The sequence below is a fragment of the Mycobacterium sp. genome, assembly GCF_035274705.1.
GTDB lineage: Bacteria > Actinomycetota > Actinomycetes > Mycobacteriales > Mycobacteriaceae > Mycobacterium.
Genome location: NZ_DATENY010000005.1, coordinates 88,006 through 102,103, shown reverse-complemented (window position 1 = coordinate 102,103; position 14,098 = coordinate 88,006). Strand labels below are relative to the sequence as shown.

The following is a 14,098-nucleotide window of genomic DNA, read 5'->3' as shown; positions in this document are numbered from 1 at the left end:
AGTACTCCGGCGAATGGAACGCACAGTTTGTGCTCGAGAGGTCTAACCACTTGCTATCGAGGGCATGGAAAGTGCTGGATCGATGGCTCGGTGCGTAGTACGTTAAGACGCTCGGTAGTCTAGTGAAGCGCAGATGCGTTGTGTGAGTTGCTATTCGATAGCGGAGTGCGCCGAGGGTGCGCATTGGATTTAGCGTCCCAAGCGCCCACACTGTGGGGCGCAGCGTGCTCAGAGCGCGTTGTTCGGGAATGCAGAACGTGAATGACGTCGCGCCCTGGCTCGAGCTAGCCATAGGCACCTAGGCGGTCCATTTGCGGCCGGACTGTGGCTGTTTGCCTTGGAGAAGGGCCCGCGCACGGCACCGGGCACATATCCGCCGGGGGGCCTAGCCGATGAGCTTCGCGCGGTTGCGAGTGGCTGCTCCCCGGCGTTGGTCTGGAGAGTCTCCGATGCCGCCGTTCGCCTTACCACGGCGGTCCCGGCCGCCGCCAGCAGAGGCGGTGTTGCCGATGCTGTTCGGCAGCTTCCCGTCCTTCGCGACGCCCAGCGCCGTGCGGTACGCGACGTCACGCGCCTCCCGCGCTGCAACCTTCGCCTTGCCTCGCTTGCTGGCCTCGACTTGCTGCTTGGTGACCCTGCGCTTTCGCATCTTCACTCCTAGACGACAGATCCCACGATCTGCATGACGCAAACGTAGACGCCATCGCCGACATGCCCTGGGACAACAATCGCATCGAGGAGTCGCCCCGGTTATCTGACTAGTCGTCAGCCCCACTGCCATAAGTAGTCAATGTGGCGGACACCCAGCGATCCGTCCTTCTTGATCTGTCGGCCCCATAGCCTCAGCTCTGTCATCCGATCATCGTTGAACTCCACAGTGAAGTACTCGGGGCGGAAGTATTCGGTTCCGACGTAGTCAGGCACGCCGTTGCGCGCCCCGCCGCAAGCCATATCCGGCACACTCCCCGCCGGGATGTCGAACCATACTTCCCGTGCTCTGAAATCATCGTCCATGTTGCGGATTCCCTTCCGTGTGGCCTCATTCCAGCCAATAGCAAATCAAACTAATCGGGTGCAGCACAGGGGAAGAAGCGGTATTTGGCCAGCGCGTCGGTGCGCCTTGGCCCTGGCCTGCTCGGATCCACCGACAGCACGTAGTAGTCCGATTCCACTGCCATCGGCAGGATTAAAGCCCCAAGGGGAGATCACCCAACACAACTCGAACCCACGAGGTGCTGCCACACCAACACCGACTTGCCGAACAAGGCGCCCATCCTGCAGGTGAACTTACCCACGTTCCTGGAACGCCTCGACTGGCCCTGTCGTGCAAAGTGTTTCAGTGAGAGCTCGCCCCGCTTCACGCCATGGAAAACAGCTCCTGCATCACAATCACGCTCGCTACCCGCTGCAGACCGCCTTCCACCGCGATGCGTTGATCGTCGGGGACTTCGAGCAGCTGGTCTAAAGCCGTCGACACCTTCTTCATGTCGTAGATCGGCTGGTCCTTCGCGGCCTGCGATGCGAACGTGTCCCGGTAGAACGTGAGCATCGGGTCGTTCGTGTCGCGCGTCGGCGGCGTCGTGAACGGATGCTTCTGCCGGTCGTACACCTCCGGTATCAACACGTCCTTCGCCGCTTCGCGCAGAACATGTTTCTCCCGAATGCCTTTCACTTTCATGCCCACCGGCACGCGCGCCGCGACCTCGGCGACGCGGTGGTCCAGGAACGGCACCCGCCCTTCGATGGAGTGCGCCATCTCCATCCGATCGGCGAGATAGTTCAGAATGAAGTTCGGCAGCACCGTCTTGGAATTGACATACAGCATCTGATTCAGCCGGTCGCGGCCAGCGACGCGTTGCGCAAGCGGCAGGCGATCCAGCGCCGACACCAGCGGCTGAAACTCCCGAACCGACGCCGGGAGGTCGTCGCGGAACAACGGCGCCACGCTATTCGCCTGGGCTGCAGGCACATTGAGTGTCGCGGGCAGCCAGCCGAGCCTGCGCTCCACCGCTTGCATCTCCGGGCTGCTCACCTGCTCCGGCATCAACAACGCGCGCGTCGCCGCATTCGCGCCGAGCATCTCATCCAGGAGCGCCGCTCTCTCACCGGCACTCAACGCCGCGTTGTCACTCAGCGCGTCGACCCGGAAGTACGGATAGCCGCCCAGCATTTCGTCGGCGCCTTCACCGGTGAACACCACCTTGATGCCCGCGGCGCTGACGGCACGGCTGAGCAGATACTTGGCCACACCGTGGCCGTTGAACATCTGCGTTTCGGAATACCAGATCGCCTCCTTGAACGACTCGGCGATCTCCCGCCCGGTGATGGGAATCGGGTGATACGTCGCGCCGACATGCTTGGCCTGAGCTTCGGCGACGCTGGCTTCGTCATAGAGCGGGTTCTCGAACGTGAGCGTGAACGCGCGGATCGGCCGAGCCATCTCCTGCTGCGCGAGCCCGAGGACGGCGCACGAGTCGATGCCACCACTCAGATACGACGCGACCTCGACGTCGGCGACCAGCCGTTCCCGCACCGCATCGGCCAGAGCCTCGCGGAATTCGTCGACAACCTCGGCCTCGCTTCGCGTGTCTTCCCGCATCTGCTCGGCAGTCGGGATCTCCCAATCCCAGTACGGATAGATGCGAACAACTCCGTCCCTGGCGATCGCATAGCACCCCGGCGGCACGGTGCTGATCCCGGCGAATTCGGTCTTCTCGTGAGATCGCCCCATGCCGCCCGTAGCGCCCTCAAGGTCCCACGCAGCCGGCACACCCAGTGCCAACAACGCTTTGATTTCCGACGCAAAGAACACTTCTCCGTTCACCGCCGCGTAGTAGAGCGGCTTGACCCCGAAGCGGTCGCGGATCGCATACATCGCGCGTTGCCGTTCGTCGGCGATGACCACCGCGAACTCACCGCGCAGCAGCGTCGCGGCCTGCATGCCGCGCTCCCGATAGAGGTGCAGAGCGATCTCGCTATCGCTGTCCGTGGCGAAGCGATAACCCGCGGATCGCAGATCCTCGCGCAGCTCGCGGTAGCCGTAAAACTCGCCGTTCACCACCACATGCACCGCGCCATCTGGGCTGGTCATGGGCTGGCTGCCGTTCCTCAAACCGATGATCGACAACCGCGTGTGGCCGAGCGTCCACTGCCCATCACGCGACGTCCAGATGCCGGTGCCGTCCGGCCCGCGATGTTCCAGGAGCTTGAGCGCCGCATCGCAGCGGTCACTGGAAAGGCCGTGACGTGTCATCCCGGCGAATATCCCGCACATCGTTGTGCCCTCCGGCGTCGTTGTCGCGCGCCGACCTGGGAGCGTCGGCACGAAGACACGCCACCGGATGGGCAGCGCTGCCTGTTTCAACTAACGCCGCGAGTTTTGTCCACCATTCCGCCCGCCGGCGGACCGACCTCGGCGAGAGACGCAGTTCGAGCCGCGAATTATCAGGAGGCCTACGGCCACTCATTGACGCGGGCAGCGTTGAACTGCGCGAGCACGGCGCCGACAGCCTGGCCATAATCGGTCGGTTCCCAGTCGTCGTCTAGGTTTTCGGTGAACTCGTCATTGATGACCGAGATGATCTGCTCGGCGTCCGAGCGTGACACGAAGTTGGCTTCCCGAACCCGCTCGAGAAGTGTTGGGCTGCGACGAGCAAGGATCTCGTTGAGTAGGTCCGCGTGAGCGGTGCTGAGAAAACTGAAGCGGCTATCCACCTGCGCCTCCTGCCGTTCCCGTACTGTTGTTGGCCCAACCGGTGATGACTTTGCCCTGCTCGTTCACGACGACGGTTGCATTCTCACCGGTGTACTTAAAGCTCACTCGGCCCTCTTTGTCTACGAGGCGCTCCACGTCGCGGACAGGATGATTGAAAGCATCCTCTAGCGCATCTCTGCGAACGCCAATCCCGCCATCGCGCCCAGCGATCTGGTCCTCGGCGTGCTTGGTGTAGCCGTTGATCGACTTCGGAGCAGTATCTGGAATCTTGACGCCGGGAGTTCGCGGCTTCCCCTTTCGCCCCATGTTGATGATGCGCTGCAGCTTCGCGCGCAGGCCTACGATGTCCTTGGCTTTCTTGACGCCAGTGGCGATGTTCTTCGAGATCTTCCACGCACCAACGGCTTCGGAGATGATGCGCGCGTATTTCGTGATCGACTCGGCCGCCTTGAGTGAGCCCGCGACGGCAGCGCCACCGAAAGAGACGAACGACGCCGCAATGCCGATCACCGCAGTGACGGCGAGTTCGGTCGCCAGTTCCTTCAGGATGTCCTCGAGTTGCTTACGCAGATCGTCGAGCGCCGACTTGTAGTCTTTGCACGACTGCGACAGCTCGGCGCATCCGTCCGTTACGGATGTCATCGCGTCGCGCAGTTCCTCAAGGTCTCTCACGATGTACTCAACCTCGGGGGACTGCGTATCTCGGAAGGTGCGGGCGTCGACGTCGAGCCCCTCCGCGATCGTCTTCGTCTGGTAGACGGTCGCCAGCCGATTCCACGTGTCCGCTGCTTTCGACACCTTGTCGGTGTCACCATCGGGCACCGGCAAGCCAACCTGCTGCATCAACCCAATGGCGTCCACAAGACCCCGCCCCGGACCGCCCGCCGACGGCGGTGCCGACAAGACACCGGTCGTACTCGCCGGCTCTGGCGGCATCGCCGGCGCGGGACCCTGGTTGCCCGGTGTGGCGTTGTGTTCCGCTACAGCATGGTTGTATCCGGCCTGCATCACCACGCCGCCGTAGTTCTCCAACGCTTTGGTCAGATCATTAACCGCGCCCAGCACCTCCTTGACCCGCTCGTCGTACGACGTCGCCCACGACTTACCCGCATCGTCGGTGCCGGCCATGGACCCGGTTCCGCCGAGGATGCTGACGTTCACGTTGAACGCGTCGTAGAGCTTGCCGGCCTTCTCGAACAGGCCCTTTCCGACGGCGTAGAACGTCTCGGTGTCGACGTCCTGGATCGTCACGACAGCATTTCCACGTTGAGCCGCGCAGCGTCGGTGTAGTGCTGATGCGCGTTGTGGGCGGCGGCGCGAAGCTCTGCGACCGCTTCCCGCATTTGAGCTGCGCCGGACATCCACTCGTCGTGCTGTGCGCGATGCGCTGTCGCGGCGCTGCCCGCCCACATCTCATGCAAGCCGGCGATCTGTCCGTCGACCCGGGCCGCGATCGCCTCTGCTCGTTGTTCGAAGGACTGCAGTCGGTCGACGAACGCCAGCAATTCTTCGAGTTCGACCCGATAGCGCATTAAAGTCCCATGTCAATCGGTGTCGAGCCGAGGGCTGCGGCTGAACCGGCGTCCTGCTCGGCGTAGGACACCGCCGCGACGCCCAGGTTGTGCGACGACTCGGCGAGTGCATCGACTAGCTTGCTGGCGCCCTCCACCCACTCGCTCCAGATCGCCGAGTACGCGGACGAAGCGACACCAGACCACCCGCGGGACAGGTTGTCCCAGTCACGTTGCAGCCCGGCCAACTCCTCGCGGAGTTCCTCGGCGTCGTTGCCCACGGCACGCGAGGTGTTGTACGCCTGATCGGTGTCTACTCTCAGATGATCCATGGCTTCCTCGATGGCTCTGCCTTCGTCACGAACGAGCCTATTGCCGCCAGGAGGGGCGTCTTGACACCAATCTGTCGTCCCGTGGAGCTAGGCGTCGACGGCTATGCAGTCTGCGCGAACTCACCGTTCTCGCGCCACGGTCCCATCTCATCGGCGGCCTGCATCAACTCGTCACCATGTCGCTCCCAGAGGACCGGCGCCTTACGTCTGATCGCCGAGAATCCTTCTGCAACATCCTCGGCGTCGACGCCCCATCCTCGATCCTCTGCGGGAACCGACTCGATTGAATAATGCAGCTTCTCGACCATTCGCATGCCAATGTGAGAGTCGCCATCCATTGCCCATCCGACAACGCGAATCAGCCATGCCACCGTCGCGGACACCGGCTCAGAAGATCCGCGCAGGTTCCAGTGCTCGAAGGAGCGCAGCACTCCGCGGTGGAGCAGCCACGCTAGCCCGTGTGCGATGTCCTCTCGCATGTTGCCCAATAGACGCGGGGCTCCTTGCCTCTCCTCGATGATGTCCACGACTGCAAGTAATGTGCCTGTCAGGGCGTTGAGTCGGAACCCGCCGAGTTCGTAGGACATGTCTTCCACCGCGTACAGAAGTGGCACGGCGAATTCCGGCGTGTCGGCGATGAGCCTCCGGAAAAATTGATGACTGGGTCGCTGCACCTCTGCGCACGGCCCGACAAGGACTGCGACGAGGGCACTCTTGTGCTTTTCTAGCTGGGCCGGACTCTGGTCCTTGAGCTGCCACACGAACCCGCTGAATCCGTCGAACGTCTTGAATTGCGTTGCAATGCCGTAGCGGCGCTCCATCCCTTCGATGTATGCACTGACCGCAGTGTCATCAAGGAGATCCCGTGTAATGGGTCCCTGGCCTGAACCAGGAAGATTTACACGCGGATTGGCGCGAATCGCTGTCTTGAGAAGTATCTGATCACACGGATCGAACTCGGCGATCTCCTCCCACACAAGTGACAGCCGCACACGGTCGCTCAAATCGCGAAGTTGGTCGAGCAAGGCGTCACGCCGTTGACGCTGATGGATCGCTTTCTGCTTCTCGAGAGTCTCTGCTTGGTAGTCCTGCAATTCCGTAAGCCGGCGATTCTCCGATGAGGCCAAGCGTGCTAGTAGGATCGGAATGCAGATGGTCGCAATCGTGGCAACGAAACTCACTGCGAGGGACACCACGGCGATGACCGTCTCGAGATTGCTTGACTGCAATAGCTCCATGGGCGAAAGATGCCACACACCACTGACAGGACGGTACAGCTACGGCTTCCTACGCAGCTCGTCCGCTCCAGCGGATTCGCCGTATTCGAAAGCCGAGATACTTCGAGCCCAACGGCATGCATGGCCCATGAGCGAGCGCGTAGTGGCACCGCAAGGGCGACGGAACCGTCGCCTGACAGTTGCGGACACTAGGCATCGAGTTCGATGACCGCAGAAAGGATTTCGGCGACCTATTCGATGAGCAGCCGGCCTGGACCATCCGAAGGGACGAGACGCCGGGGCCGAGAAGCCGCCAACTGCGGCGCGTCGAGCACGTCACGGCAGCCCGCGGCGATCGACCTCCAGCTGAAGCCGCGGGCGACGACGGTATCGCTCCCGCAGATCGCCGATGAACTCGTCGACCTCCGCGGACTCGCTCGATCCCGCGGCCAGCTTGCGCATCGATCGGGGAATCACCCGCCACGGCAGGTTTCGTCAATCCTGCGGTGTCGAACTGCACTGTCGCTTTGTCGCGGAGCAGAGGGTTGGGTTGCCGGCACTGGCTCGACCCTTAGTCCGGTTCTTGGTGCCGTGGGTGGGCGCGGTACTCCATCGACTGTTCACGTCGCAACGGCCAATGCTTTCCCGTTTGATAACCCGCCAGGTAGAACGCTGCAAACACGCCAACGGTGACAATCGCCGCGATGACAAACTGTACGCGGTGACCGCGGGCGATCCCGTAGCCCCAACTCGCGTCGCCGAATCCCATTGCAACGGCAAGAAATACGATGAAGGCTAACCCTATAGCGGCGACCCACCACACGACTTTTCCAGACGCATATGCGTATACGTTGCCCGTCGAGATGACCAGCAGCGGTATGAGCAACCACCACATCTTCGTGGCTGAGAGCAGCCCGCTGTATGCATCAGGAGCCGGGTCCTGGTCCTGCTCCGTCACGCCGGCGTCGGGAGCCCGCGCGGAGTTTTCGTCGGGGTCAGGTCGGCTGTCCTGCACTGTCAGGGCATACACCTTGCTGCCGATCTTGATGTAGGGCGTGTACGCATACGCGGCGGCGATCATTACGCCCAAGAAGAACAGGCCCATCCCAATTCCTTTCTTGGAATCTGGATAGAAGGCGAGAAACGCCGCGGCCGCCCCGAGGCATGCACAGCCCCAGTAGATGCGCCGTTGCGAGCTACGGCTGTACTTGACGTACTGCTGGGCCAGGGCAACCACTGCGCAGGCGACGAGGAGGACGAAGAATACGTTCGACATGGTGTTACTTGCCCATCATCCAGTTCACGAACTTCTCTCCTCCGATACCGCCACCCAGCGCGCCGAGGAAGCCAACCACGAGCGTGCCTTCGGGTCCAACGAACGAGCCCCAACCCGCACCTGCGAGGAACCCACCGCCCATCGCTCCCAACGTGCGGCCGCCAAACTTCGCGGCTTCTTCGCCGGCGGGAGCGCCATATAGCACATCGTTTGATTGTCAGCAGACCGTCCACAACTAAGGCGCAGCCATTTGTGCGGAGCACTCGTCGTCAGGAGCCGGTCTTCCTGGTGCCCTTATCAAGACGTTGGGGTCGCTAGACGTCGAGGTTGTTCGATTGAACCGATCGGCGGGATCGCGTCGCCGTTATCTGGCCCGGGATCGCCCGTCAGTGCGACTGGTTGCAGGCGGGATGCGAAGTAGGCAGGGTGGCTGCATCATGGATTTGGTCGACAACGCGACTGTCCGCCGGGCTGTCGCTGAGTTCGCGGCCCAGCCCGAGCAGCGACGCGCGCTCGACGTGCTCCGGTCGTGCATGTACGGCGAACTGCTCTTCGACATCACTGGGTCAGACACGCCCGAGGACGGCTTGTTTCGTCGCGGATCTCGGATCCAGATCCGCGGCGGTACCGGGCCGGGCGGCGGCCGAGCGCTGTTCGCATTCACGCGACAGGACGAGATCGCCGGCTTGTATCCGCCGGGCACTCACACTCAGTCGATGGTCACGCCGACGACGGGCGCGCTGGAGCTCGCGCGGCAACAACGCGATGCCTGGCTCTACATCGACCCAGCGGGCCCCACGTGTGCGCTATCGGCCGCGGATATCGATTTCGCCCTGCGCAACCCGAACAATGAGCCACTGAAGGCAGCGCTCGCCGCGCTGCACGCCGGCCAGACGGACAGGCGGGATGTCCTGCAGGTGCTCCTGGCGGACGGCCCGATGCTGCTGGCTGCCGACGAGACGACCGTCCCCGGCGAGGTGAGGGTTCGCTCGACGGCCTTGGCCGACGGGGCATCCGCCCTAGCCGGTTTCACCAGCGCCCCGGAGGTCGTCGCTTTCAATGTGTCAGATGCCTTCTTCGCGCTCACGACGCTTGAGGTGCTCGAGAAGGTTCGCGCGGACGGCTACAGCGGACTCGTCATAAATCCTGCCTGGCCATCAGTTGCGTTCTCTGAGAACGAGATTGAGGCTGGCTCTGGTTCACCTGGTGGGGGAATGTAGCTCAGTAGCGAGCTCGATGATGCGCCGGACGCGCAGCGCGAGTCTTCTTGTCCAACGTTCGCGCCGATGATGTGAGCTTGATCGAGACGTCCCGTCCTGCATCTGGTTCTTGTCGATGGCATGTTCGTGTGCGCAACATGTTCACGTCCGCCCTTCTTCCGCACGCACGAGTGGCCGACTCCTTATTGGGGCCGACGGTTCAGAAATGGGGATACGTGGAGCCGGTGCGGTTAAGAGCCCCCATACATTTGGAGAATTCCAGCGTGAGCAGCTTCGTAATTTCTCACGATACGATCCCTCACCCACTCCAAAGGATTTGTGTATGAATCGTATTCGGCCTTCGCTAGGCGAACCAACTCCGCAAGCGGTACCCCGTCAGGTCGGCCGGCGAACCTGGTGAGATACTGCCATTTCTTGGTTCGTAATCCGAAGTCATTCGGCGCATCTAACGGTGCAATCATGCAGTTTATTTCGCCCTCGCGAGATGATTCGTAAACCTGTATCTTGCAATCATTCGAGCGGTAATAGACGATGTGCCGACTGCCTCCCCGCTCCTCATCAGGACTATCGTCGATCTCGTCGAGGGTGAAACCAAGTTCTGCTAATACTGGTCCGACGATCGATTGAGTGTCGTCCGAAAATTTAGACATTACCGTCGTCCACCTCCCACATAGACCCAAGATTCGCCCACACGTTGGTATCCATACGACGCTGCGTTCTCACTTAGAAATGCTACCTCCATCGCGGAAAACGATCCTGCACGGTCAATAGCCATGTCTTCAAGAGAAGCGTATTTTTCGTGGTCAAGGATGTAATCGATGCGCCCGACTTGACTCTCCATTTGGGTGCGGAGAAATTGTTCGTTTACTTGCCATCCGAGGGCATCGGTGTCGGGCCTGCTTAGTCCATGGCCGATGGCATCCCAGGTATCTGACCCCGTGTCGAAATAGATGCCGCCGTTGGCCCGAGCTTCACCGATGTATCCATCGTCCATTCCGGCCCACTTGCCGAGCACCACTCGGTCCGCAATGCCCGTGTCGGGCGGGCCCGGCATGTGGTGCGTCGAAAGGTCAGCGACTTGGCGGGCAAGATCAACCGTCGGCTGACCATTAACGAAAGCGTCGTTGAGGTTTGATGCGACGGCCGGAGCGTGTTCCGCGTAGCCATCGGAGTAATCCCAAACTGGAGGTGGGGTGTGATCACCTGTGAAGGGGATCGCCGGCGTGTGGTGCTCGAATGCCCCTGTGGGAGTGGGGTGTTCGATGAGTTCATGAGGGACGGCCCCTACGCTTGCGAGGTCGTCGAGTGCTGCAGCGCGTCCGAACGCGGCTTCAGGACCGAAGACGATGCCCGGCGCGGCGGCCATACCGTCCGCAGCCTTGCCGCCGAGGTAGTAGGCGGCACTCGGTGAGTTCGCCGCCGCCTTGACTTCGTCGATCGCCGTCCCGACAGGGTTGGTGATCTGGTTGTTGGTGCCCTTGATCAAGTCACCCCAGGATTCGAGAACACCGGGCGCTCCCGGTCCGCCCTGCCCGAACAGGTTCTTGATGCCTTGTTCGGTGGCGAACCACCGGTCGGCGAATCCATCACCGAAACCAGGCGGCGGCATCTTGTCCGGCTTCGGCGGTGTGTACGCGGGCAGGGGCTTCTGGGCTGCGGCGACCATCGCGTCGAGCCGTTGCTCGATCTGGTCTGGCGGCACACCATCGCGGAGCATCATCTGCCGGGCAGTCGACTTGAAAGTCTCAACAGCCTTCGGGTCCAACGGCAATGGCGCACGGGCGTCGCCCGCTGCGGGCTTTGGAGGGGCAGGCTGCTGGCCGGGCTTTCCGGCGAGCTGACCGAGTGCAGTGTCCAGATTGTCCGGCTGCTGCCGGCCGTCCGCCGAAGGCGGTGCTTTGCGTTCCTCGGTATTGGGCGCCAACAGGTCCCCGACCGATGACGCCGTCTTCAGCACGGGAGCCGGTGTTCCCGTGGCCGTCGCAATCGCCCCAGCCAGGTCCGCATCCACTCCTTCGCCCTGGGTGAGGGCGGCGGCGATACGCGCCTGCAAGTCGGCGACTTTGGCCGCGACCTTCGCGGCCGCCTCTTCGTCCAAATAGGTGGTGTCTGGCGGGAGTACCTGATTAGTGGACTCGTTGATCTGCACCGCGGGTGCCGAAGCGGCGTAATCGAGAATGTCCTTGATCTCTTGGGCAACAGCCTCGGCTAGCTGCTGGGCGTGGTCCATGCCGGTCGCCGCCGTGCCCAGGTTGTCGGCCACGGCGTCGTGTTCACCGGCGCTCGCCACCATCGCCGCACGGGCCGCGTCTCCGCCGTCGCCTTCCCAGATGGAGGCTTTCGCCAAGGATCGGTAGAAGTCCGCGGAATTCGTGTGGTTCGTCGCAGCTGAACGGGTAGCCCCGGCCAGATCGGCGATCTCAGGAGGCCACTCTCGTAGCTCCTTCAGGTTCAGCGGCACAGGTCAGCTCACAGCGCGGCACCCGCGTCGTCGATCCCGTCGGCGCTGGCGGTATCGGTCTTCACGTAGCGGGTCGCAGCGTCGCGGTGGCCTTCTGCATTTGTTGCGAAACGCTTTGCGAATCGGGCGCTATCCGTCTCCCAGGCGGCGAGCATGTGCGGCAACGCAGCAGTCGACAAGCCCGCTCCGAGGTTCACTTGGCTCGCTTGCGAATGCGCCGTCTGATGGGCTGTCAGGAAATCGCTCGCGTGCCCGTCGAGCTGGTCCGCCGTCAAGTGCAGTTCTGTCGGATCAACCTTCAACGGCTCATTTGGATTCGACACCACCACTCGCCCTCTCGCCAGCAAACTGCTTCCCGCGGCAAGAATACCGCCCGCACCACCGGCCATTTACACCAAAGACGGACGCTCCTGAGACTTCAGACTTCGCGGCAAGGAATGAATCGCAAGATGCCCGGTGAGCCCGGCCAGTACTGACGGAGTCATGGTCGCGCTGCTCTCCACCCCGGGGCTCCCCGAACGTCGATGGGAGCGGTGAGCAGCTTCTGCACCACGAGTCGGTCAGACACGGCGAGTTTCCTCGACATGGATGTCTTTCAACTCGTCAGGTGCGACCAAGCCGGTCCAACCCATGTACTGGTCGCCGATCGATCCGATTGCACGGGCTGTGGCGGAAGGGCCGACGAACTCCACGCCGATACGGCCATCCGGCAGCCGCTGCTGCACCGATACGGAATGTCCGGCAAGCGTTCCGCTGACGCGGACTTGCACCACTCCATCGAGCGCAGTCCTCGGCACCTGCGCCCACGATTTTTTTGGGCCGGTCCCACCCCGGACTCGCCACGCGCGAATGCGTCTGGCACCTCGTCATCGGGATCGGCGAGCAAAGCCACCCAGTAATCGCCACTGAAGAGAATCCGAAATCGCCTTCCGCGGTACTCCGCGACCGCGCCAGTCACTGGTATCTCAGTCATCAGTTCCCCTGCGGGATCCCGTCAGGTGTCAGCGATCTCCCGAGACATACACTTGTCAGCGATGTCCCGAAACAGGACACCGCGGAACTTCAAGCAGATGCGCGAAATCTGACAGTCAGGCGAGACTCTGCGCCGTCGACAAGGTTCACACTGGAGTCCCACGGTTCCATCCAGGCTTGTCGATCAGTAAGGCGTCGCGTTCGTGTCGGCGGCACGACTCGACAAATTCGATTGCCGCGTCACGGTTGTTGAGAAAGGCCTGGTATTGATCTGCCGTGATCTTGTAATACTCCTCGTAGTCGAACACTCCGTTACTCACAGGAATCGACACATAGTGTTGGGCGGAGTCTTCTTCGATGCCGACCGAATATCTGTCTTCCCTGGAGAAGAATGTGTCCTCATAGACCATGGTCACTCCGTCCTAGTCTGATAGGTCCGTGATGATGTATTCCTCCGGAGGGTCACCTCCCGTCGACCGTCACAGTCGCCAAGTTGGGGGGTGAGTCCTGCTCGGGAATGGGCGAAAAATGGACGTGCAACACCCACGGCGATATGGCGCCGGCTTCGAGTTCCGCAGCCTCACCACCGCGCAGTCACATTGCCGGCGATCTGGTCGGCGATCTTCACCGCCGAGTCAGCGGGGTCAGCGCTGCACGTATTGACGTCGATAACGACATTGTTTCTGTGTGCCAGCGCGCGTCCGCAGCCCCAGCCGGGTGCGGCCGCGTTCTGTTGAGTCGCAACGGTACTCAATGTGCCGTTAGCGTTAAAAACTTGCCCGACGGACCACTGCGAACCGCTCTGCGTGTGGGTGTACTGGCGGCAGGCTGGTCACTGTTGGGCGGAGGCGTCGAAGAAGGCTACGCCTTTTTCCACGGTAGGGAACAACACCACTGCCTGCTTGAGATAGTGCCTGAAGTTGTCGCCGTCGTTGAGGCTCTGATCCTGCTCGGCCCAGTAACCGCTGTCGGCGTAAACTGGCGCCTCGGCCGCACCGTCGATCGCGAGGCACTCCTGAGGCGCCATGGTGGTGCTGTTGTCTGACATCGCGGTCTGCTTTTCTGTGACCGACATTCCGGCCGCCCCCAGAGCGACGTTCACCTGCTCCGGGTTGAGCAACAAGCCGGCCAGTTCGCGCTCGACAAGCGGACGCGGAATCATCGATCGCGTGGGCGTCGTCGACTCGGCATTGCCTATCGTGCTGCCGCACCCGGCGATCAGAACGCAGATGAGCGCAGCCCCCAGCGCGACAGTTGGCTGGCGCATGTGTTCCTCCCCATTCCAGCCGTGCCCAACCGATCAGCGTGGCGCGATACTCCCCATAGCGCGGCACGTGAAGAAAATGGTGCAGTAAGCTCGACGACGCCTTCAAGACGTTGAACGGCGTTTCCTC

The 14,098-nt window shown here is 62.1% G+C and carries 16 protein-coding genes and 1 pseudogene; 1 reads left to right on the top strand and 16 read right to left on the bottom strand.

The window, feature by feature from the left end; all coding sequences use genetic code 11:
* Nucleotides 1-385: 385 nt before the first annotated feature.
* The 11 genes from VJV41_RS01320 to VJV41_RS01270 all read right to left on the bottom strand — a co-directional run bounded on the left by VJV41_RS01320 (nt 386) and on the right by VJV41_RS01270 (nt 8,256).
* Entirely contained in the window at nt 386-649 is a 264-nt protein-coding gene (locus VJV41_RS01320) for a hypothetical protein (protein WP_325330297.1), read from the bottom strand.
* A 116-nt stretch (nt 650-765) separates the two neighbouring features.
* Nucleotides 766-1,014, bottom strand: a complete 249-nt coding sequence (locus VJV41_RS01315; RefSeq protein ID WP_325330295.1) for a hypothetical protein — start codon at nt 1,012-1,014, stop codon at nt 766-768.
* Between the two features lie 343 nt (nt 1,015-1,357).
* Entirely contained in the window at nt 1,358-3,274 is a 1,917-nt protein-coding gene (gene asnB / locus VJV41_RS01310; RefSeq protein ID WP_325330305.1) for an asparagine synthase (glutamine-hydrolyzing), read from the bottom strand.
* A 179-nt stretch (nt 3,275-3,453) separates the two neighbouring features.
* Complete coding sequence (locus VJV41_RS01305) at nt 3,454-3,714, bottom strand: hypothetical protein (protein ID WP_325330293.1); 261 nt, start codon at nt 3,712-3,714, stop codon at nt 3,454-3,456.
* Nucleotides 3,707-4,966 (bottom strand): hypothetical protein, encoded by a 1,260-nt coding sequence (locus VJV41_RS01300; RefSeq protein ID WP_325330291.1) that lies wholly within the window; start codon nt 4,964-4,966, stop codon nt 3,707-3,709. The genes VJV41_RS01305 and VJV41_RS01300 overlap by 8 nt, the downstream gene beginning before the upstream one ends.
* Nucleotides 4,963-5,247, bottom strand: a complete 285-nt coding sequence (locus tag VJV41_RS01295; RefSeq protein WP_325330289.1) for a WXG100 family type VII secretion target — start codon at nt 5,245-5,247, stop codon at nt 4,963-4,965. The genes VJV41_RS01300 and VJV41_RS01295 overlap by 4 nt, the downstream gene beginning before the upstream one ends.
* Nucleotides 5,247-5,558, bottom strand: coding sequence for a WXG100 family type VII secretion target (locus VJV41_RS01290; RefSeq protein WP_325330287.1), 312 nt, complete (start codon nt 5,556-5,558; stop codon nt 5,247-5,249). The genes VJV41_RS01295 and VJV41_RS01290 overlap by 1 nt, the downstream gene beginning before the upstream one ends.
* A gap of 101 nt (nt 5,559-5,659) precedes the next feature.
* Nucleotides 5,660-6,796, bottom strand: coding sequence for a hypothetical protein (locus tag VJV41_RS01285; protein ID WP_325330285.1), 1,137 nt, complete (start codon nt 6,794-6,796; stop codon nt 5,660-5,662).
* A 315-nt stretch (nt 6,797-7,111) separates the two neighbouring features.
* Entirely contained in the window at nt 7,112-7,237 is a 126-nt protein-coding gene (locus tag VJV41_RS01280; RefSeq protein ID WP_325330283.1) for a hypothetical protein, read from the bottom strand.
* A gap of 109 nt (nt 7,238-7,346) precedes the next feature.
* The gene (locus tag VJV41_RS01275) at nt 7,347-8,051 is read right to left on the bottom strand and encodes a hypothetical protein (protein WP_325330281.1); all 705 of its coding nucleotides are present in this window, start codon (nt 8,049-8,051) and stop codon (nt 7,347-7,349) included.
* A gap of 4 nt (nt 8,052-8,055) precedes the next feature.
* Nucleotides 8,056-8,256 (bottom strand): hypothetical protein, encoded by a 201-nt coding sequence (locus VJV41_RS01270; protein ID WP_325330279.1) that lies wholly within the window; start codon nt 8,254-8,256, stop codon nt 8,056-8,058.
* Nucleotides 8,257-8,488: 232 nt separating this feature from the next.
* On the opposite strand from VJV41_RS01270, the gene VJV41_RS01265 reads away from it, so the two are divergent.
* Complete coding sequence (locus tag VJV41_RS01265) at nt 8,489-9,271, top strand: SseB family protein (protein ID WP_325330277.1); 783 nt, start codon at nt 8,489-8,491, stop codon at nt 9,269-9,271.
* Nucleotides 9,272-9,920: 649 nt separating this feature from the next.
* Here the strand turns inward: VJV41_RS01265 and VJV41_RS01260 are convergent.
* The 5 genes and pseudogenes from VJV41_RS01260 to VJV41_RS01240 form a co-directional block, all read right to left on the bottom strand.
* Entirely contained in the window at nt 9,921-11,732 is a 1,812-nt protein-coding gene (locus VJV41_RS01260; protein ID WP_325330275.1) for a hypothetical protein, read from the bottom strand.
* An 8-nt stretch (nt 11,733-11,740) separates the two neighbouring features.
* Entirely contained in the window at nt 11,741-12,121 is a 381-nt protein-coding gene (locus VJV41_RS01255; RefSeq protein WP_325330273.1) for a type VII secretion target, read from the bottom strand.
* 171 nt (nt 12,122-12,292) lie between these two features.
* On the bottom strand, nt 12,293-12,529 hold the full coding sequence (locus VJV41_RS01250; protein WP_325330271.1) for a hypothetical protein: 237 nt from the start codon (nt 12,527-12,529) through the stop codon (nt 12,293-12,295).
* 321 nt (nt 12,530-12,850) lie between these two features.
* Nucleotides 12,851-13,114 (bottom strand): hypothetical protein, encoded by a 264-nt coding sequence (locus tag VJV41_RS01245; protein WP_325330303.1) that lies wholly within the window; start codon nt 13,112-13,114, stop codon nt 12,851-12,853.
* 170 nt (nt 13,115-13,284) lie between these two features.
* Nucleotides 13,285-13,971, bottom strand: a pseudogene (locus tag VJV41_RS01240) (sensor domain-containing protein).
* Nucleotides 13,972-14,098: the final 127 nt, after the last annotated feature.